This window comes from Streptomyces sp. NRRL B-1347 (genome assembly GCF_000720325.1).
Classification (GTDB): Bacteria; Actinomycetota; Actinomycetes; order Streptomycetales; family Streptomycetaceae; genus Streptomyces.
Genome location: NZ_JOJM01000014.1, coordinates 38,334 through 56,368, shown reverse-complemented (window position 1 = coordinate 56,368; position 18,035 = coordinate 38,334). Strand labels below are relative to the sequence as shown.

Here is an 18,035-nt window from a genome sequence, read left to right as displayed (position 1 = left end):
GTACCGCCGGGTAGTCTGCCGTCCCAGATCGCCGATCTTCCGTGGTCCGGTCCCGTGAGCGCGCCCGTCGGCCCCGTACGCCGGTCGCCGCCGGGCCGGGTCGGCGGGATCGTCTCCGAGCCGGGGGAGCACTGGGATGAGCAGCAGGACACGTCGTACGGACGAGGGCCACGGACGGCTCGGCAGCGTGCTGTCGGGAGTCGCCGTGGCCCTCGGCTGTGTCCTCTTCCTCGGCGGCTTCGTCTGGGGCGCCGTCCTCTACCAGCCGTACACCGTGCCCACCGGCTCCATGACGCCGACCATCGGCGCGGGCGACCGGGTGCTCGCCCAGCGGATCGACGGGGACGACGTGCGCCGCGGCGACGTCGTCGTCTTCCGGCAGAAGACCTGGGGCGACCTGCCGATGGTCAAGCGGGTCGTCGGGGTCGGCGGCGACAAGGTCGCCTGCTGCACGAACGGCAAGCTGACCGTCAACGGCAAGCAGATCGCAGAACCGTATCTCTCCCAGGGCATGGACAGCGCCATACCGCCCACCAAGGTTCCCGAGGGGCGCCTCTTCCTGCTCGGCGACGAGCGCAACGGCTCCCTGGACTCCACCGCGCATCTGGACGAGGCCGGTAACGGCTCCGTGCCCCGCAGCGCCGTGAAGGGCCGCGTCGACGCCGTCGCCTGGCCGCTGGACGGCATGCTCGACCGCCCCGCCGGCTTCGACGCCCTGCCGGGCGGCACGTCCGAGCCCGGCCCGCTGCGCCTCCTCGTGGCGGCGGTCGTGGCCGGTGCCGCGCTGGTGCTCGCAGGCGCCGCGTACGGGCCGGTCGCCGGTCTCGTGCGGCGCCGCGGCCAGGGCCGCGGCGGGGTCACGGAGGCGGCCGGTGTCGGCTGAGGACGCGGTGGCCGGGCGGCCGCTGCGGAAGGTCGCCCGCGTCGTGCTGCTCGACGAGCGGGACCGGATCCTGCTGCTGCACGGCCACGAGCCGGGCGACCCGGCGGACGACTGGTGGTTCACGCCGGGCGGCGGCCTGGAGGGCGACGAGACGCGTGAGCAGGCCGCGCTGCGGGAGCTCGCCGAGGAGACCGGCATCACGGACGTCGCGCTCGGCCCGGTGCTGTGGCGGCGCGTGTGCTCCTTCCCCTTCGCGGGACGGCGCTGGGACCAGGACGAGTGGTACTACCTGGGGCGTACGTCGCAGACGGCGACCCGGGCGACGGGCCTGACCGACCTCGAGCGACGCAGCGTCGCCGGAGCACGTTGGTGGACGTGCCCGGAACTGGCCCGGGCGCATGAGACGGTGTATCCGACCAGGCTCGCCGAGTTGCTGCGCAAGCTGCTCGACGAGGGTCCTCCGCAACAACCCGAGACCCTGGACACGGAAATCGTGTAGAGGCCTCCGGGGCTGGCGCACAATAGGGGGACGCACGGCTGAAGGGGAACATGCCATGAGCGCCGAGGACCTCGAGAAGTACGAGACCGAGATGGAGCTGAAGCTCTACCGGGAGTACCGAGATGTCGTCGGTCTGTTCAAATACGTGATCGAGACCGAGCGGCGTTTCTACCTCACGAACGACTACGAGATGCAGGTGCACTCCGTCCAGGGTGAGGTGTTCTTCGAGGTCTCCATGGCGGATGCCTGGGTGTGGGACATGTACAGGCCGGCCCGGTTCGTCAAGCAGGTACGGGTACTCACGTTCAAGGACGTGAATATCGAGGAGCTCAACAAGAGCGACCTGGAACTGCCGGGCGGCTGACGCACCCCGCGCGGGTGACGAAGTTGTCCACAACCCGTCGGTAGCACACCAAGATCCACAACGTGCGGCCCGCCTCGCGACCGTTGATGTCGGAGGTGGTGCCGATATGAACGCACGAGGCGCACTCGGCAAGTACGGCGAACAACTGGCCGCCCGGCGGCTCGCCGAAGCCGGTATGACGGTCCTGGAGCGCAACTGGCGCGGAGGCAGGACAGGGGAGATCGACATCGTCGCCCGCGACGGCGACGTGCTGGTCGTCTGCGAGGTGAAGACCCGCAGGGCGGTCTCCTTCGAGCACCCGATGGCGGCGGTGACGCCCGCCAAGGCCGAGCGCCTGCGCGGGCTCGCCGAGCGCTGGGTCCAGGAGCACGGCGGAGCCCCACCCGGCGGCGTGCGGCTCGACGTGGTCGGCGTCCTGCTGCCCGAGCGCGGCGCGCCCGTGGTGGAGCACGTGCGGGGGGTGGCCTGATGGGATTCGCGCGTACGTGCTCGGTGGCCCTCGTCGGGGTGGAGGGCGTCGTCGTCGAGGTGCAGGCCGACCTGGAGCCGGGCGTCGCGGCGTTCACGCTGGTGGGACTCCCGGACAAGAGCCTCACGGAGAGCCGTGACCGGGTCAGGGCGGCCGTCGTGAACTCGGGCGGGGAGTGGCCGCAGAAGAAGCTCACGGTGGGCCTGAGCCCCGCCTCCGTGCCCAAGGGCGGCAGCGGCTTCGACCTGGCGGTGGCCTGCGCGGTCCTCGGCGCGTCGGAGCGGATCGACCCCCGGGTCCTCGCCGACATCGTGATGATCGGCGAACTGGGCCTCGACGGCCGCGTGCGACCGGTGCGCGGCGTGCTGCCCGCCGTCCTCGCGGCGGCCGACGCGGGGTACGAGCAAGTGGTCGTCCCCGAGTGCACGGCGGCGGAGGCCGCGCTCGTGCCCGGTGTCTCCGTCCTCGGCGTGCGCAGCCTGCGCCAGCTGATCGCGGTGCTCACCGACGAGCCCGTCCCGGACGAGCCGCCGGACGACTCCGGGCGGCCGGATCGCCTGATGGCGGGGCTCAGCCTGCCGGGCGCCGGACTCGGTGTGGACGTGAGCGGCGTCGGCGCGCAGGACCACGACCACGCGCACGATCTGGCGGACGTGGTGGGCCAGTCGTCGGCGCGCACGGCGATGGAGGTGGCGGCCGCGGGTGGGCACCACGTCTACCTCCACGGGCCACCGGGCGCGGGCAAGACGATGCTCGCCGAGCGACTGCCGACGATCATGCCGAGGCTGTCCAGGGCGGAGTCCCTGGAGGTGACGGCGGTCCACTCGGTCGCGGGCATGCTGCCACCGGGCAAGCCCCTCGTGGACGTCCCGCCGTTCTGCGCGCCCCACCACTCCTCGACCATGCAGTCGCTCGTGGGCGGCGGCCGGGGCATCGCCCGCCCGGGCGCGGTCTCGCTGGCACACCGCGGCGTGCTGTTCCTGGACGAGGCCCCGGAGTTCAGCACCCACGCGCTCGACGCCCTGCGGCAGCCGCTGGAGTCCGGGCACGTCATGATCGCCCGGAGCGCCGGGGTCGTGCGGCTGCCGTCGAGGTTCCTCATGCTGCTGGCGGCCAACCCGTGTCCGTGCGGCCGGTTCAGCCTGACGGGTGATGCCTGCGACTGCGCGCCCAGCAGCGTCCGCCGCTATCAGGCCCGGCTCTCCGGACCGCTCCTGGACCGGGTCGACCTGCGGGTCGGGGTGGAGCCCGTGACGCGCTCCGAGCTGACGGCGCAGGGGGTGCGGGGCGAGACCACACGCGTGGTGGCCGAGCGGGTCCGAGCGGCCCGTGAGCGGGCGGCCGCCCGCTTCGAGGACACGCCGTGGCGCACGAACAGCGACGTGCCCGGCCATGAGCTGCGCACCCGCTGGCACGCGCTGCCGGGCGCGATGGCGGAGGCGGAGCGCTGCCTGGAGCGCGGGGTGCTGACCGCGCGCGGCCTGGACCGGGTCCTGCGGGTCGCCTGGACCGTCGCGGACCTGGCGGGCCACGACCGCCCCGACGAGGGCGACGTGGCCCTGGCGCTGCAACTGCGCACGGGGGTGCCGCGCGGGGTGCCCATGGTGGTGGGGGCTCAGACGTGAGCGCGGAGCGGGGGAGCGGCCGGGAGGGCGGCAGGGAGCGAGGCAGGGAGGGCGTCCCGCCCGTGGCGCCCCGGCCGCCGGTGGGTTCCGCGCCGCCGGGGGAGGCGCCCGCGGGTTTCGACCCGCCCCCGGACCCGGGCACCACCCCGGACCCGGGCACCACCCCGGACTTCGGCACCGCCCCGGACCCGCTCGTCGCGCCGGACGAGGAGCGGCTCGCGCGGGTCGCCCTCACGCGGGTGCTCGAACCGGGCGATGCCGTGGGCGGGTGGTGGCTGCGGGAATGGGGAGCCGTGGCGGTGCTGCGGCGCCTTGCGGAGGACGAGGAGATGCTGCCGGGGGTGAGCGCCCGGCGCTGGGAGGGGCTGCGGGCGCGCGCCGGGCGGGTGCGGGCGGCACGGGACCTGGAGGTCGCGGCCGCCGCCGGGGCGCGGTTCGTGACGCCCCAGGACGCGGAGTGGCCCGCGCAGCTCGACGACCTGGGGGACGCGCGGCCCGTGGGGCTCTGGGTGCGGGGGCGGCCCTCGCTGCGGATCTGGGCGCTGCGCTCGGTGGCCCTCGTGGGGGCGCGGGCCTGCACGGAGTACGGGGCGCACATGGCCGCGAGCCTCGGCGCGGGCCTCGCCGAGCGCGGTTGGGTGGTGGTGTCCGGCGGCGCGTACGGCGTGGACGGCGCAGCCCACCGGGGCGCCCTGGGAGCGGGCGGCGCCACCGTGGCGGTGCTCGCGTGCGGGGTCGACAGGACCTACCCGCGCGGACACTCCCAGTTGCTCGGCCGGATCGCGGAACAGGGCCTAGTCGTGGGGGAGTTGCCGCCCGGCGACCACCCGACACCGAGCAGGTTCGTGCTGCGGAACAGAGTGATCGCGGCCCTCACCCGGGGCACGGTCGTCGTGGAGGCCGCCTATCGCAGCGGCGCGCTGGTCACGGCCCGGGCCGCGCGGGACCTCGGCCGGTTCACGATGGGCGTGCCGGGGCCCGCCACCAGCGGCTTGTCGGCAGGGGTGCACGAACTGCTGCGCGGGGACGCGGTGCTGGTCACCGACGCCGCCGAAGTCGCCGAGCTGGTCGGGGACATGGGTGAGCTCGCTCCGCGGCGGCGCGGCCCCGTGGTGCCGCGTGACCTGCTCGCTCCCGGCGCGGCCCGGGTCCTCGCGGCGCTGCCCGCCCGTGGCGCGGCGACGGTCCCCGACGTGGCGCGGGGTGCGGGCACCAGTGCGGACGACGCGGTCGCCAGGTTGTACGAACTTCGCTCCCTGGGGTTTGTCGAACGACAGGGCGACGGCTGGCAGTTGACACGCCAGGCGTTTCTGCCGCCCCTTCCGGAGGGGGGTGATGCGTGACTGTGCGTGTTCCGCCGGATGGATGACGGCGTGACGCCTGCCTGACGGCCTTGGGAAACGGTGCAGTTGGCGCCTTAGATCCATTACGCAGAGCGACGGTTACGGATCGCTCGGACGTAAAGCGGAACGTATCTGCGTACGCGCGATCCCATAGTCTTCGCTCACCGCGACACTTCAGTCACGCTACGCTCACAACGAATCCGGTGCAGACAGGCAAGCAGACGGACAACCTCATTCACTTCACGCAAACCCACCACCGCACCAGTTCCGGCAACCTCTCAGCTTCACGGCAGAACGGCTCAAGGCGACGCATGCCCCAGCACACCTCCGGGTCCGACCGGGCGGCCATTCCCCCAGCCGCCCGTAGCGGCGAACAGGAGCGGCGGCCTCCCGCGCCCTCGTCGCTGGACGAGCTGTGGCGGTCGTACAAGTCGACGGGCGACGGGCGGCTGCGGGAGCAGCTGATCCTGCACTACTCGCCCCTGGTGAAGTACGTCGCGGGCCGCGTCAGCGTGGGCCTCCCGTCCAACGTGGAGCAGGCCGACTTCGTCTCCTCCGGCGTCTTCGGGCTCATCGACGCGATCGAGAAGTTCGACATCGAGCGGTCGATCAAGTTCGAGACGTACGCGATCACCCGCATCCGCGGGGCCATGATCGACGAGCTGCGGGCGCTCGACTGGATCCCCCGGTCGGTGCGGCAGAAGGCGCGGAACGTGGAGCGGGCCTACGCGACCCTGGAGGCACGGCTCAGGCGCACGCCGTCGGAGGGCGAGGTCGCCGCCGAGATGGGCATCCCGGTGGAGGAACTGCACGCGGTCTTCAGCCAGTTGTCGCTCGCCAACGTCGTCGCCCTGGAGGAGCTGCTGCACGCCGGCGGCGAGGGCGGCGACCGGCTGAGCCTGATGGACACCCTTGAGGACACCGCCGCCGACAACCCGGTCGAGGTCGCCGAGGACCGCGAGCTGCGACGGCTGCTCGCCCGTGCGATCAACACGCTGCCGGAGCGCGAGAAGACCGTCGTCACGCTGTACTACTACGAGGGCCTCACGCTGGCCGAGATCGGCAATGTGCTCGGGGTGACCGAGAGCCGGGTCAGTCAGATCCACACCAAGTCGGTGCTCCAGTTGCGAGCGAAGCTGGCCAGTTTTGGTCGCTGAGTGAGCTGAATCGTCCCTTCCTGGGCCGCGCTGTCCACCGCTTCCCCGCTCCGTTCGCGCCGTGGTTCTGCCTCGCCGCGCCCTCCAGGCCAGGAAGAGTGCCTGCCTGGCGGCCTCCCCTGGCGCGGGGCGCGTCCGTAAAGTGGAGGCGTGCCAAGGATTCGAGCGGCCTCTGTGGCCGAGCACCGGTCGATGCAGCGCGGCGCCCTGCTGGACGCCGCGCGCACCCTGCTGTCCGAGGGCGGGACGGACGCGCTGACGTTCCCCGCGCTCGCCGAGCGCACGGGGCTCGCGCGGTCGTCCGTCTACGAGTACTTCCGCTCGCGCGCGGCCGTCGTCGAAGAGCTCTGCGAGGTCGACTTCCCCGTCTGGGCGGCGGAGGTCTCGGCGGCGATGGAGCGGGCCGGGACGCCCGAGGAGCAGATCGAGGCCTATGTGCGCCAGCAGCTGGCGCTGGTCGGGGACCGGCGGCACCGGGCCGTGGTCGCGATCTCCGCGAGCGAGCTGGACGCCGGGGCGCGGGAGAAGATCCGGGCCGCGCACGGAGGCCTCGTCGCCATGATCGTGGAGGCGCTCGACGCCCTCGGGCACCAGGAGCCCCGGCTCGCTGCCATGCTGCTCCAGGGCATCGTGGACGCGGCGGTGCGGCGCATCGAGCTCGGCGTGGCCGAGGAGCCCGAGGCCATCACGGAGGCGGCTGTGGCCATGGCTCTGCGAGGCGTACGGGGCTGAGCCCCGGGCCCGGCGGACGGCTGGCACCGGGGACGACGGCCCACGGCCAGGACGGCCGCACCGGCCCCGGCGGCACCGCCCCGGTGCCCGACAGCGGCAGCAGCCGTGACGGCCCCCCGCCAAGGAGCCACGGCGGCAGCAGGCCCAAGGGGTTCAGATACGCCTCGGCCCGGCGCAGGCCCCAGTGGAGGCATGCGGTGGGGCAGTGGAAGCGGGCCGACGCCTCCAGCGTGCCCAGGAGGGCGCCCGCACTGACCTCGGCGCCCTTCTTCACGGACGGTCGCACCGGTTCGTACGTCGTACGCAGCGGTGGATCGCCTGTGCCCGTGAGCTCCACCGTGATCACGCCCCGGCCCGCCACCCGGCCCGCGTAGGAGACCCGTCCCGCCGCCACCGCCCGCACGGGGGAGCCCGGGGCAGCGGCCAGGTCCACGCCCCGGTGACCGGGGCCGTACGCCGTCGCCGGAGGCTCCCAGCCCCGCACGATCCAGGGGCGCGCGCCCACCGGCCAGGAGGCGCCCACGGCGGGCACCGGGTCGACGGCCGCCAGGGCGCCCGGGGGCGGCAGCGCGGCGAGGAGCGCGAGCACGGCCAGGGTCAGGATGCGTCGTAGACGTGACATGCCAGAACGGTCCCGCGCCGCCGCGGTCCGCAGGGATCTTGGCCGGGAACTGTGGACTACCAGCCGGTTGTGGACAGCGGCGTCACCCGGCACCTCGCGGGTCCCGTACACTTCATGTGGCGATCCGGGTCACCGGGTCGACTTCGCACGCCCCGGCACCGGGCTCTCGTAGCCGCCGGTGTCAGCGCCTTTCGGTCCCGCACGCGAGTGCGTGGCACGGCGCGCGGCAGGGCGTCAGGACACAACCGAGAACACCAAGGAGTACGGCCATGGCCGTCGTCACGATGCGGGAGCTGCTGGAAAGCGGCGTCCACTTCGGTCACCAGACCCGTCGTTGGAACCCGAAGATGAAGCGCTTCATCTTCACGGAGCGCAACGGCATCTACATCATCGACCTGCTCCAGTCGCTGTCGTACATCGACCGCGCCTACGAGTTCGTCAAGGAGACCGTCGCCCACGGCGGCACGGTCATGTTCGTGGGTACGAAGAAGCAGGCGCAGGAGGCCATCGCCGAGCAGGCGACCCGCGTCGGCATGCCCTACGTCAACCAGCGCTGGCTGGGCGGCATGCTCACCAACTTCTCGACCGTCTACAAGCGCCTGCAGCGCCTCAAGGAGCTTGAGGCCATCGACTTCGAGGACGTGGCCGCCTCCGGCCTCACCAAGAAGGAGCTGCTGGTCCTCTCCCGCGAGAAGGCCAAGCTGGAGAAGACCCTCGGCGGTATCCGCGAGATGCAGAAGGTGCCCAGCGCCGTCTGGATCGTGGACACCAAGAAGGAGCACATCGCGGTTGGCGAGGCCCGGAAGCTGAACATCCCGGTCGTCGCGATCCTCGACACCAACTGCGACCCCGACGAGGTCGACTACAAGATCCCGGGCAACGACGACGCGATCCGCTCCGTCACCCTGCTCACCCGCGTGATCGCCGACGCTGTCGCCGAGGGCCTCATCGCCCGCTCCGGCGTTGCCACCGGTGACTCGAAGCCGGGCGAGAAGGCCGCGGGCGAGCCGCTCGCCGAGTGGGAGCGCGACCTGCTCGAGGGCGAGAAGAAGGCCGACGAGAAGGCTGCCGACGCCGAGGCCCCCAAGGCCGAGGAGAAGCCCGCCGAGGCTCCCGTCGCCGAGGCCCCGGTCGCCGAGGCCCCGGCTGCGGACGCTGCCGAGCAGGCCTGACCTCAGCATCGGATGCTGACGGCGGGGGCCCGCGCCAGGAGCGGGGCCCCCGCCGTTCACCCGTAGATCTTCGACTTCGAGAAAGACTTCAGAGAATCATGGCGAACTACACCGCCGCTGACGTCAAGAAGCTCCGCGAGCTCACCGGCGCCGGCATGATGGACTGCAAGAAGGCGCTCGACGAGGCCGACGGCAACGTCGACAAGGCCGTCGAGGCGCTGCGCATCAAGGGCCAGAAGGGCGTCGCCAAGCGCGAGGGCCGCTCCGCCGAGAACGGCGCGATCGTCTCCCTGATCGCCGACGACAACTCCACCGGTGTCATCGTCGAGCTGAAGTGCGAGACGGACTTCGTCGCCAAGGGCGAGAAGTTCCAGGCCGTCGCCGCCGCGATCGCCGCGCACGTCGCCAAGACGAACCCGGCCGACCTGGAGGCGCTGCTCGCCTCCGAGATCGAGGCCGGCAAGACCGTCCAGGCGTACGTCGACGAGGCCAACGCCAACCTCGGCGAGAAGATCGTCCTCGACCGCTTCGCGCAGTTCTCGGACGGCTTCGTCTCGGCGTACATGCACCGCACGATGCCCGACCTGCCCCCGCAGATCGGTGTCCTCGTCGAGCTGGACAAGCCGAACGCCGAGGTCGCCCGCGGCGTCGCCCAGCACATCGCCGCCTTCGCGCCGAAGTACCTCACCCGTGAGGACGTTCCGGCCGAGGTCGTCGAGTCCGAGCGCCGCGTCGCCGAGGAGACCACCCGCGCCGAGGGCAAGCCGGAGGGCGCGATCCCGAAGATCGTCGAGGGTCGCGTCAACGGCTTCTTCAAGGACGCCACCCTCCTGGGTCAGCCGTACGCCCTCGACAACAAGAAGTCCGTCGAGAAGGTCCTCCAGGAGGCCGGTGTCACCCTGAAGCGCTTCTCGCGCATCAAGGTCGGCATCTGAGTCCGTACCACGATCGCCGGTAGACCCCGCTAGGGTCTACCGCGGTCGACCGCGTGCGCAGCGGCGCGCGCGACGGCCGTGAGTCGTACGCGAGGGCCGTGCCGAGAGCGACGGTGCGCCTCGTACGCGACGGACGACCGCAAGATCTGACGAGGAGGCCATTGCCGAGCATGGGATGAACACCACCCCACCGGCAATGGCCTCTTCGTATGTGCACCACAAGGAGAACTCCATGACCAAGGCCGACACCAAGACTGACGACGGCAAAGTGGCCGGGCGCTTCCTGCTGAAGCTCTCCGGTGAGGCGTTCGCCGGAGGCGGCGGCCTCGGCGTCGACCCCGACGTGGTGCACAAAATCGCCCGGGAGATCGCAGCCGTCGTGCGCGACGGCGCGGAGATCGCCATCGTCATCGGCGGCGGCAACTTCTTCCGCGGCGCCGAGCTCCAGCAGCGCGGCATGGACCGGGCCCGCTCCGACTACATGGGCATGCTCGGCACGGTCATGAACTGCCTCGCCCTGCAGGACTTCCTGGAGAAGGAAGGCATCGACTGCCGCGTGCAGACCGCCATCACCATGGGCCAGGTCGCGGAGCCGTACATCCCGCTGCGCGCCGTGCGCCACCTGGAGAAGGGCCGCGTCGTGATCTTCGGCGCCGGCATGGGCATGCCGTACTTCTCCACCGACACCACCGCCGCCCAGCGCGCTCTGGAGATCGACGCCGAGGCCCTGCTCATGGGCAAGAACGGTGTCGACGGGGTCTATGACTCCGACCCCAAGAAGAACCCGGACGCGGTGAAGTTCGACTCCCTCGGCTACGGCGAGGTCATCACGCGCGACCTGAAGGTGGCCGACGCCACCGCCATCACGCTGTGCCGGGACAACAAGCTGCCCATCCTGGTCTTCGAGCTGCTCGCGGAGGGCAATATCGCCCGGGCGGTCAAGGGTGAGAAGATCGGCACGCTCGTCGGCGACCAGGACACCCGGGACTGAGCCGAGGACGTCCGTCCCGCACGAGGCCACACCGGGCTCCCTGGGGCTCCACGGGGCTCGGGGGCGCCTCGGAGGGATGGACAAAGCCCTGCCGGTCGGACACCGTGCAGGAAAGAGACGCGACGCAGCCGGCCGATCCATGGAAGCCGGGCCCACTCAAGACACGCAGGAGCAAGTGGTGATCGAAGAGACCCTCCTCGAGGCCGAGGAGAAGATGGAGAAGGCCGTCGTGGTCGCCAAGGAGGACTTCGCCGCGATCCGCACGGGCCGTGCGCACCCGGCGATGTTCAACAAGATCGTGGCCGACTACTACGGCGCGCTGACGCCGATCAACCAGCTCGCCTCGTTCTCGGTGCCCGAGCCGCGCATGGCGGTCGTGACGCCGTTCGACAAGAGCGCGCTGCGCAACATCGAGCAGGCGATCCGCGACTCGGACCTCGGCGTCAACCCGAGCAACGACGGCAACATCATCCGGGTGACGTTCCCCGAGCTCACCGAGGAGCGCCGCCGCGACTACATCAAGGTCGCCAAGGGCAAGGCCGAGGACTCGAAGGTGTCCATCCGCTCCGTGCGCCGCAAGGCCAAGGACACCCTCGACAAGGCCATCAAGGACGGCGACATCGGCGAGGACGAGGGCCGTCGCGCCGAGAAGGAACTCGACGACCTCACCTCCAAGTACGTCGCCCAGGTCGACGAGCTGCTCAAGCACAAGGAATCCGAGCTGCTCGAGGTCTGACCCGTGGGGTCTGGCCGAATCGAGCGACGTCTGATCTAGGTCTGAGGAATCCGATTCCGTGAACGACACTTCCTGGGGGGCGCCGTCCAGAGCCGGGTACTGGGGGGCGCCCGACCAGGCGCCGGTCCAGGGTGCTGCCCCGGTGGGTCCCGCACACGATGCGCACGCGCTGAATCCGTCAGAGACTCAGCCCATGCCCATCGTTCCCGACGTAGCCGCGAGCGGCGGACACCAGGACGACGACCGGGGGGCTGCTCAGTCGAGCGGCCCCCTGTTCCGTGACGAGACCGCGCGCGCAGCGCACGCCGCGCACGCAGCGCACTCTTCGAACCCCGCGCAGAAGCCGCAGGAGCCCATGACCGGCGCACCACAGCCCGCCCCAGCACCGCAGAAGAAGAGCGCGGGGCGCGATCTCGGGGCGGCCATAGGGGTCGGGGTGGGCCTCGGTGCCGTCATCCTCGCGTCGCTGTTCTTCGAGAAGGCCGTCTTCATCGGCGTCATAGCGGTCGCCGTCGTCGTCGGCCTGTGGGAGCTGACCTCCCGTCTGCAGGAGCGCAAGGCCATCAAGGCGCCGCTGGTGCCGCTCGCGGTGGGCGGCGCGGCGATGGTCGTCGCCGGGTACGTGCGCGGCGTCGAGGGCGCCTGGGTGGCGATGGCGCTCACCGCGCTGGCGGTGCTCGTCTGGCGCATGACGGAGCCGCCCGAGGGCTACCTCAAGGACGTCACGGCGGGCGTCTTCGCGGCCTTCTACGTGCCGTTCCTCGCCACCTTCGTGGCGCTGATGCTCACCGCGGACGACGGCCCGCAGCGGGTGCTCACCTTCCTGATCCTGACCGTGGTCAGCGACACCGGAGCGTACGCGGTCGGCTGGCGGTTCGGCAGGCACAAGCTGGCGCCGCGCATCAGCCCCGGAAAGACCCGGGAGGGCCTGCTCGGCGCGGTGGCCTTCGCCATGGCGGCGGGCGCGCTGTGCATGCACTTCCTGATCGACGACGGCGTGTGGTGGCAGGGCCTGCTGCTCGGCCTCGCGGTGGCCGCCAGCGCGACGCTCGGCGACCTCGGCGAGTCCATGATCAAGCGGGACCTCGGCATCAAGGACATGGGCACGCTGCTGCCGGGGCACGGCGGGATCATGGACCGGCTCGACTCGCTGCTGCCGACGGCGCCGGTGGTGTGGCTGCTGCTGGTGGTGTTCGTCGGTTCGGGGTGACCCTGTCAGCCGAACATGGCTGACCTGCTGTTTTGTAGGTGAGGGGCCCGTTGTCCACAGGCGGCGGGCCCCTTGTCGTATCTCTGGGACAATGGAGCCATCATGCCCAAGCCCGGAGAACTCACGTTTGTCGCGCCGCGCGGAGCCAAGAAGCCGCCGCGGCATCTCGCCGACCTCACGCCCGCCGAGCGCAAGGAAGCCGTCGCCACCATCGGCGAGAAGCCGTTCCGCGCCAAGCAGCTCTCGCAGCACTACTTCGCGCGGTACGCGCACGACCCCGAGCAGTGGACGGACATCCCGGCCGGTGCGCGCGGCAAGCTCCAGGAGGCGCTGCTCCCGGAGCTGATGAGCGTCGTGCGGCACATCAGCTGTGACGACGACACCACGCGCAAGACGCTGTGGCGCCTCTTCGACGGCACGCTCGTCGAGTCCGTGCTCATGCGGTACCCCGACCGGGTGACGATGTGCATCAGCTCCCAGGCGGGCTGCGGCATGAACTGCCCGTTCTGCGCCACGGGCCAGGCCGGCCTCGACCGGAACCTGTCCACCGCCGAGATCGTGCACCAGATCGTGGACGGCATGCGGGCCCTGCGCGACGGCGAGATCCCGGGCGGCCCCGCGCGCCTCAGCAACATCGTCTTCATGGGCATGGGCGAGCCGCTGGCCAACTACAACAGGGTGGTCGGGGCGATCCGCCGCCTCACCGACCCCGAGCCGGACGGCGTGGGCCTGTCCCAGCGCGGCATCACCGTCTCGACGGTCGGCCTGGTGCCCGCCATCCACCGGTTCGCCGACGAGGGCTTCAAGTGCCGCCTCGCGATCTCCCTGCACGCGCCCGACGACGAGCTGCGCGACACCCTCGTACCGGTGAACACGCGGTGGAAGGTCCGCGAGGTCCTGGACGCGGGCTGGGAGTACGCGGCGAAGTCCGGCCGCAGGCTCTCCATCGAGTACGCCCTGATCCGCGACATCAACGACCACGCGTGGCGCGGTGACCGCCTCGGCCGCCTGCTCAAGGGCAAGCCGGTGCACGTCAACCTGATCCCGCTGAACCCCACGCCGGGCTCGAAGTGGACGGCCTCGCGCCCCGAGGACGAGAAGGCCTTCGTCGAGGCCATCGCCGCCCACGGCGTGCCGGTGACCGTCCGCGACACCCGAGGTCAGGAGATCGACGGGGCCTGCGGACAGCTCGCGGCAGCCGAACGCTAGCGCGGTACGCTGGCCGAAACATCTGCATATTCCGACAGGGGAGCGCCACAGCGCTGAGAGTGCGGCACCTGACACAGGCCGGCCGCAGACCCTCTGAACCTCGCCCGGGTCATTCCGGGTAGGAAGTTCGGTCACCACTCAAGCTGTTGCGCCCTGCCCGCGAACCGCCCGGTTCGCGGGCAGGGCCGCGTCTTCTCCTGGTCACTCCAGGAGGAATGAACTCACGTGAGCACCACCAAGAAGGCCACTCTGACCGCGGTCGCGGTGGGCCTCGGGCTCGTCGCCGTCTCCGCGTGCGGCTCCGGCGGTGACTCGGGCGGCGGCTCCGGGACGGGGTCCAAGGACGTCACCCTGGTCAGCCACAGCTCCTTCAACGTCTCCAAGGACGTCCTGAAGGACTTCGAGAAGACCTCCGGGTACAAGGTCCGCATCCTCAAGGACGGCGACGCGGGCCAGGCCGTCAACAAGGCGATCCTCACCAAGGGCAACCCGCAGGGCGACGTCTTCTTCGGCGTCGACAACACCCTGCTCTCGCGCGCCCTCGACAACGGCCTCTTCCAGCCGTACGAGGCGAAGGACGCGGGCCTGGTCCTGCCGGAGTACCGGCTCGCCAAGGGCGAGCGCCGCGTGACGCCCGTCGACAGCGGCGACATCTGCGTGAACTACGACAAGAAGTACTTCGCCGACAAGAAGCTCGCGCCGCCGCGGACCTTCGCCGACCTGGTCAAGCCCGCGTACAAGAACCTGCTGGTCACCGAGAACGCCTCCACGTCCTCGCCGGGGCTCGGCTTCCTGCTCGGCACCGCCGCCCAGTACGGCGACGACGGCTGGCAGGGCTACTGGAAGAAGCTCAAGGACAACGGCGTCAAGGTCGTCGACGGCTGGGACCAGGCCTACAACCAGGAGTTCTCCGGCTCCGCGGGCGGCCGCAAGGCCAAGGGCGACCGGCCGCTCGTGGTGTCGTACGCCTCCTCGCCGCCCGTCGAGGTCCTGTACGCCAAGCCGCGGCCCCAGGAGGCCCCGACCGGCGTCGCGACCGGCACCTGCTTCCGGCAGGTCGAGTACGCGGGCCTGCTCAGCAACGCCAAGAACGCCAAGGGCGGCAAGGCCCTGCTCGACTTCCTGTCCGGCAAGCGGTTCCAGGACGACATGCCGCTCCAGATGTTCGTGAACCCCGTGCGGAAGGGCGCGCAGGTGCCCGAGCTCTTCCGGAAGTACGGCGTCGAGGTCGAGAAGCCCGGGACGATGGCCCCCAAGAAGATCGCCGACAACCGTGAGCCGTGGGTCAAGTCGTGGACCTCGCTCGTACTGAAGTAGCGAAGGCGCGGGCCCGCAAGGGTCGGCGGCCGTCGCGGGGCGGCGCGGCGCGGCTCGGGCTCATGGCCCTGCCCGTCGCGTTCTTCGCCGTCTTCTTCGCCTACCCGGTCGCCGCGATCGTCGTGCGCGGCCTGAAGGTGGACGGCGCCTGGCAGTTCGGGCGGATCGCCGACGTGCTCGGGCAGTCGGACATCCAGCACGTGCTGTGGTTCACCACCTGGCAGGCGCTCGCGTCGACGGCGCTCACCCTGCTCTTCGCGCTCCCCGGCGCGTATGTCTTCGCGCGCTTCGACTTCCCCGGCAAGCAGGTGCTGCGGGCGGTCGTCACCGTGCCGTTCGTGCTGCCGACCGTCGTCGTGGGCACGGCCTTCCTCGCGCTGATCGGGCGCGGCGGGCTGCTCGACGAGCTGTGGGGCGTACGTCTGGACACCACGGTGTGGGCGATCCTGCTCGCCCACGTCTTCTTCAACTACGCCGTCGTCGTGCGCACCGTCGGCGGCCTGTGGTCCCAGCTCGACCCGCGGCAGGAGGAGGCCGCGCGGATGCTCGGGGCCTCGCGCACGCGCGCGTGGCGGACGGTGACGCTGCCCGCGCTCGCGCCCGCCGTGGCCGCCGCCGCGCTGATGGTCTTCCTGTTCACGTTCACGTCCTTCGGCGTCGTGCAGATCCTCGGCGGACCCACGTACGCGACGCTCGAAGTGGAGATCTACCGGCAGACGGCCAACCTGCTCGACCTGCCGACGGCCGCCGTCCTCACCCTCGTGCAGTTCGCGGCGGTCGGCGGGGTCCTGGCCGTGCACGCCTGGACCGTGCGCCGGCGCGAGAGCACGCTGCGCCTCGTCGACGCCGCGACGACGGCGCGCAGGCCGCGCGGGGCCGGGCAGTGGGGGCTGCTCGGCTTCGTGCTGCTCACCGTGGCCGTGCTGGTCGTGCTGCCGCTCGGCGTCCTGGTGCAGCGGTCCCTCGACGGCCCGGAGGGCTACGGCTTCGTGTACTACCGGCAGCTGACGTCGACGGAGGGCGGGGCCTTCCTGGTGCCGCCCGTCGACGCGATCTGGAACTCCCTCCAGTACGCGGCCGTCGCCACCGCCATCGCCCTGGTCGTCGGCGGGCTCGCGGCCGCGGCGCTGACCCGGCGCGCGGGCCGGCTCGTGCGCGGCTTCGACGCGCTCCTCATGCTGCCGCTCGGCGTGTCCGCGGTGACGGTCGGCTTCGGCTTCCTCATCGCCCTGGACGAGCCGCCGCTGGACCTGCGGGCGTCCTGGTTCCTGGTGCCGCTCGCCCAGGCCCTGGTGGGCGTGCCGTTCGTGGTCCGTACGATGCTGCCCGTGCTGCGCGCCGTGGACGAGCGGCTGCGGGAGGCCGCGGCCGTGCTCGGGGCCTCGCCGCTGCGGGCCTGGCGGGAGGTCGACCTGCCGCTGGTGCGGCGCGCGCTGCTCATCGCGGCCGGGTTCGCGTTCGCGGTGTCGCTCGGCGAGTTCGGCGCGACGGTGTTCATCGCGCGGCCCGACAACCCGACCCTGCCGGTCGCGGTGGCCACCTTGTTCGGCCGCCCCGGTGACCTCAACTACGGGCAGGCGATGGCCCTTTCGACGATTCTCATGGTGGTGTGCGCGGTGTCGCTCCTGCTCCTGGAGCGGCTGCGCACGGACCGTACGACGGGAGAGTTCTGATGACCGCCACGGCCCCCGCGGGGATCGCGCAGGGCGCGCTGCTGCGGCTCGACGAGGCCACCGTGCGCTTCGGCGCCCGGGCCGCGCACACCGCACTCGACGCGGTCGGCCTCGACGTCGCCGAGCACGAGATCGTGTGCGTGCTCGGGCCGAGCGGCAGCGGCAAGTCCACCCTGCTGCGCGCGGTCGCCGGGCTCCAGGCGCTGGACTCCGGACGGGTCGTGCTCGGCGGCCGCGACCAGGCGGGGGTGCCCGCGCACAAGCGGGGCGTCGGCCTGATGTTCCAGGACCACCAGCTCTTCCCGCAGCGCGACGTGGCGGGCAACGTGGCCTTCGGCCTGCGCATGCACGGCGTACCGCGCGCCGAGCAGGCGCTGCGGGTGGCGGAACTCCTTGACCTGGTGGGCCTGCCGGGAGCGCAGAAGCGGGCCGTCGCCTCGCTTTCGGGTGGAGAGCAGCAGCGGGTGGCGCTCGCCCGGGCCCTCGCGCCCCGGCCGCGCCTGCTGATGCTCGACGAGCCGCTCGGCCAGCTCGACCGGTCCCTGCGGGAGCGGCTGGTCGCCGAACTGCGGGAGCTGTTCCAGGAGTTGGGCACGACGGTGCTCGCGGTCACGCACGACCAGGGCGAGGCGTTCGCGCTCGCCGACCGGGTCGTGGTGATGCGGGACGGCCGGATCGCCCAGTCCGGTACGCCTCTTGAGGTGTGGCGCAGGCCCGCCGACGAGTTCGTGGCGCGCTTCCTCGGCTTCGACAACGTGGTCGACGCGACCGTCACGGGAGCGGCCGCCGCGACCGCGTGGGGCAAGGTCCCGGTGCCGGACGGCACGGCGGACGGCCGCTGCCGGCTGCTCGTACGGCCCGCAGGAGTGCGGCTCGTGGAGGCGGACGACGGGCTCGCGTGCGTGGTGACGGGGCGCACGTTCCGGGGCACGCACGTCGCCGTGCGCCTGGAGCCCGTCGACGGTGAGGGCGCGCCGCGCCTGGAGGCCGCGTGCGGGCTGCGCGACGCGCCGGAGCCGGGCGCGCGCGTGGGCGTGCGCTTCGCGGTGGAGGAAGTGGTGGTGCTGCGGCGGGGTGCGACGGCCTAGGCTCCCGCCC

General features: G+C 71.8%; 18 protein-coding genes and 1 riboswitch. Of the genes, 17 read left to right on the top strand and 1 reads right to left on the bottom strand.

What is annotated here, in order from left to right; all coding sequences use genetic code 11:
* The first annotated feature begins 136 nt into the window (after positions 1-136).
* The 8 genes from lepB (at position 137) to IG74_RS0114985 (ending at position 7,072) form a co-directional block, all read left to right on the top strand.
* Positions 137-883: a signal peptidase I gene (gene lepB, locus IG74_RS0115020; protein ID WP_030675912.1), complete on the top strand. Its 747-nt coding sequence runs from the start codon at positions 137-139 to the stop codon at positions 881-883.
* Positions 873-1,382, top strand: a complete 510-nt coding sequence (locus tag IG74_RS0115015; protein WP_030675910.1) for an NUDIX hydrolase — start codon at positions 873-875, stop codon at positions 1,380-1,382. The genes lepB and IG74_RS0115015 overlap by 11 nt, the downstream gene beginning before the upstream one ends.
* Positions 1,383-1,437: 55 nt before the next feature.
* On the top strand, positions 1,438-1,746 hold the full coding sequence (locus IG74_RS0115010) for a DUF2469 domain-containing protein (protein WP_003965949.1): 309 nt from the start codon (positions 1,438-1,440) through the stop codon (positions 1,744-1,746).
* Positions 1,747-1,852: 106 nt separating this feature from the next.
* Positions 1,853-2,215 (top strand): YraN family protein, encoded by a 363-nt coding sequence (locus tag IG74_RS0115005; RefSeq protein WP_030675906.1) that lies wholly within the window; start codon positions 1,853-1,855, stop codon positions 2,213-2,215.
* On the top strand, positions 2,215-3,840 hold the full coding sequence (locus IG74_RS0115000; RefSeq protein ID WP_030675903.1) for a YifB family Mg chelatase-like AAA ATPase: 1,626 nt from the start codon (positions 2,215-2,217) through the stop codon (positions 3,838-3,840). The genes IG74_RS0115005 and IG74_RS0115000 overlap by 1 nt, the downstream gene beginning before the upstream one ends.
* Before the next feature lie 239 nt (positions 3,841-4,079).
* The gene (dprA, locus tag IG74_RS0114995) at positions 4,080-5,183 is read left to right on the top strand and encodes a DNA-processing protein DprA (RefSeq protein WP_051854919.1); all 1,104 of its coding nucleotides are present in this window, start codon (positions 4,080-4,082) and stop codon (positions 5,181-5,183) included.
* Positions 5,184-5,494: 311 nt separating this feature from the next.
* Entirely contained in the window at positions 5,495-6,340 is an 846-nt protein-coding gene (gene whiG, locus IG74_RS0114990; protein ID WP_030675896.1) for an RNA polymerase sigma factor WhiG, read from the top strand.
* Positions 6,341-6,514: 174 nt separating this feature from the next.
* Positions 6,515-7,072, top strand: coding sequence for a TetR/AcrR family transcriptional regulator (locus IG74_RS0114985; RefSeq protein WP_030675893.1), 558 nt, complete (start codon positions 6,515-6,517; stop codon positions 7,070-7,072).
* Here IG74_RS0114985 and IG74_RS0114980 read toward each other — a convergent pair.
* Positions 7,026-7,694 carry a murein hydrolase activator EnvC family protein gene (locus IG74_RS0114980; protein ID WP_078868788.1) on the bottom strand — a complete coding sequence of 223 codons (669 nt, stop codon included), beginning with the start codon at positions 7,692-7,694 and terminating at the stop codon, positions 7,026-7,028. The genes IG74_RS0114985 and IG74_RS0114980 overlap by 47 nt on opposite strands.
* A gap of 269 nt (positions 7,695-7,963) precedes the next feature.
* On the opposite strand from IG74_RS0114980, the gene rpsB reads away from it, so the two are divergent.
* The 9 genes from rpsB (at position 7,964) to IG74_RS0114935 (ending at position 18,025) form a co-directional block, all read left to right on the top strand.
* Positions 7,964-8,866 (top strand): 30S ribosomal protein S2, encoded by a 903-nt coding sequence (gene rpsB / locus IG74_RS0114975; RefSeq protein WP_030675887.1) that lies wholly within the window; start codon positions 7,964-7,966, stop codon positions 8,864-8,866.
* A gap of 98 nt (positions 8,867-8,964) precedes the next feature.
* Positions 8,965-9,801 carry a translation elongation factor Ts gene (gene tsf / locus IG74_RS0114970; protein ID WP_030675886.1) on the top strand — a complete coding sequence of 279 codons (837 nt, stop codon included), beginning with the start codon at positions 8,965-8,967 and terminating at the stop codon, positions 9,799-9,801.
* A 196-nt stretch (positions 9,802-9,997) separates the two neighbouring features.
* Complete coding sequence (gene pyrH / locus IG74_RS0114965) at positions 9,998-10,792, top strand: UMP kinase (RefSeq protein ID WP_420709895.1); 795 nt, start codon at positions 9,998-10,000, stop codon at positions 10,790-10,792.
* A 178-nt stretch (positions 10,793-10,970) separates the two neighbouring features.
* A complete protein-coding gene (gene frr / locus IG74_RS0114960; protein WP_030675879.1) occupies positions 10,971-11,528 on the top strand; it encodes a ribosome recycling factor in 558 nt (185 codons plus the stop codon).
* Between the two features lie 58 nt (positions 11,529-11,586).
* Entirely contained in the window at positions 11,587-12,738 is a 1,152-nt protein-coding gene (locus IG74_RS0114955; protein WP_078868787.1) for a phosphatidate cytidylyltransferase, read from the top strand.
* Positions 12,739-12,840: 102 nt separating this feature from the next.
* Entirely contained in the window at positions 12,841-13,947 is a 1,107-nt protein-coding gene (gene rlmN / locus IG74_RS0114950; protein ID WP_030675873.1) for a 23S rRNA (adenine(2503)-C(2))-methyltransferase RlmN, read from the top strand.
* Positions 13,948-13,973: 26 nt separating this feature from the next.
* Positions 13,974-14,090: riboswitch (TPP riboswitch) on the top strand.
* Positions 14,091-14,172: 82 nt separating this feature from the next.
* Complete coding sequence (locus tag IG74_RS0114945; RefSeq protein ID WP_030675872.1) at positions 14,173-15,264, top strand: thiamine ABC transporter substrate-binding protein; 1,092 nt, start codon at positions 14,173-14,175, stop codon at positions 15,262-15,264.
* A complete protein-coding gene (locus IG74_RS0114940; RefSeq protein WP_078868786.1) occupies positions 15,240-16,937 on the top strand; it encodes an ABC transporter permease in 1,698 nt (565 codons plus the stop codon). The genes IG74_RS0114945 and IG74_RS0114940 overlap by 25 nt, the downstream gene beginning before the upstream one ends.
* Positions 16,937-18,025 carry an ABC transporter ATP-binding protein gene (locus IG74_RS0114935; RefSeq protein WP_051854911.1) on the top strand — a complete coding sequence of 363 codons (1,089 nt, stop codon included), beginning with the start codon at positions 16,937-16,939 and terminating at the stop codon, positions 18,023-18,025. The genes IG74_RS0114940 and IG74_RS0114935 overlap by 1 nt, the downstream gene beginning before the upstream one ends.
* The last annotated feature ends 10 nt before the right edge of the window (positions 18,026-18,035 follow it).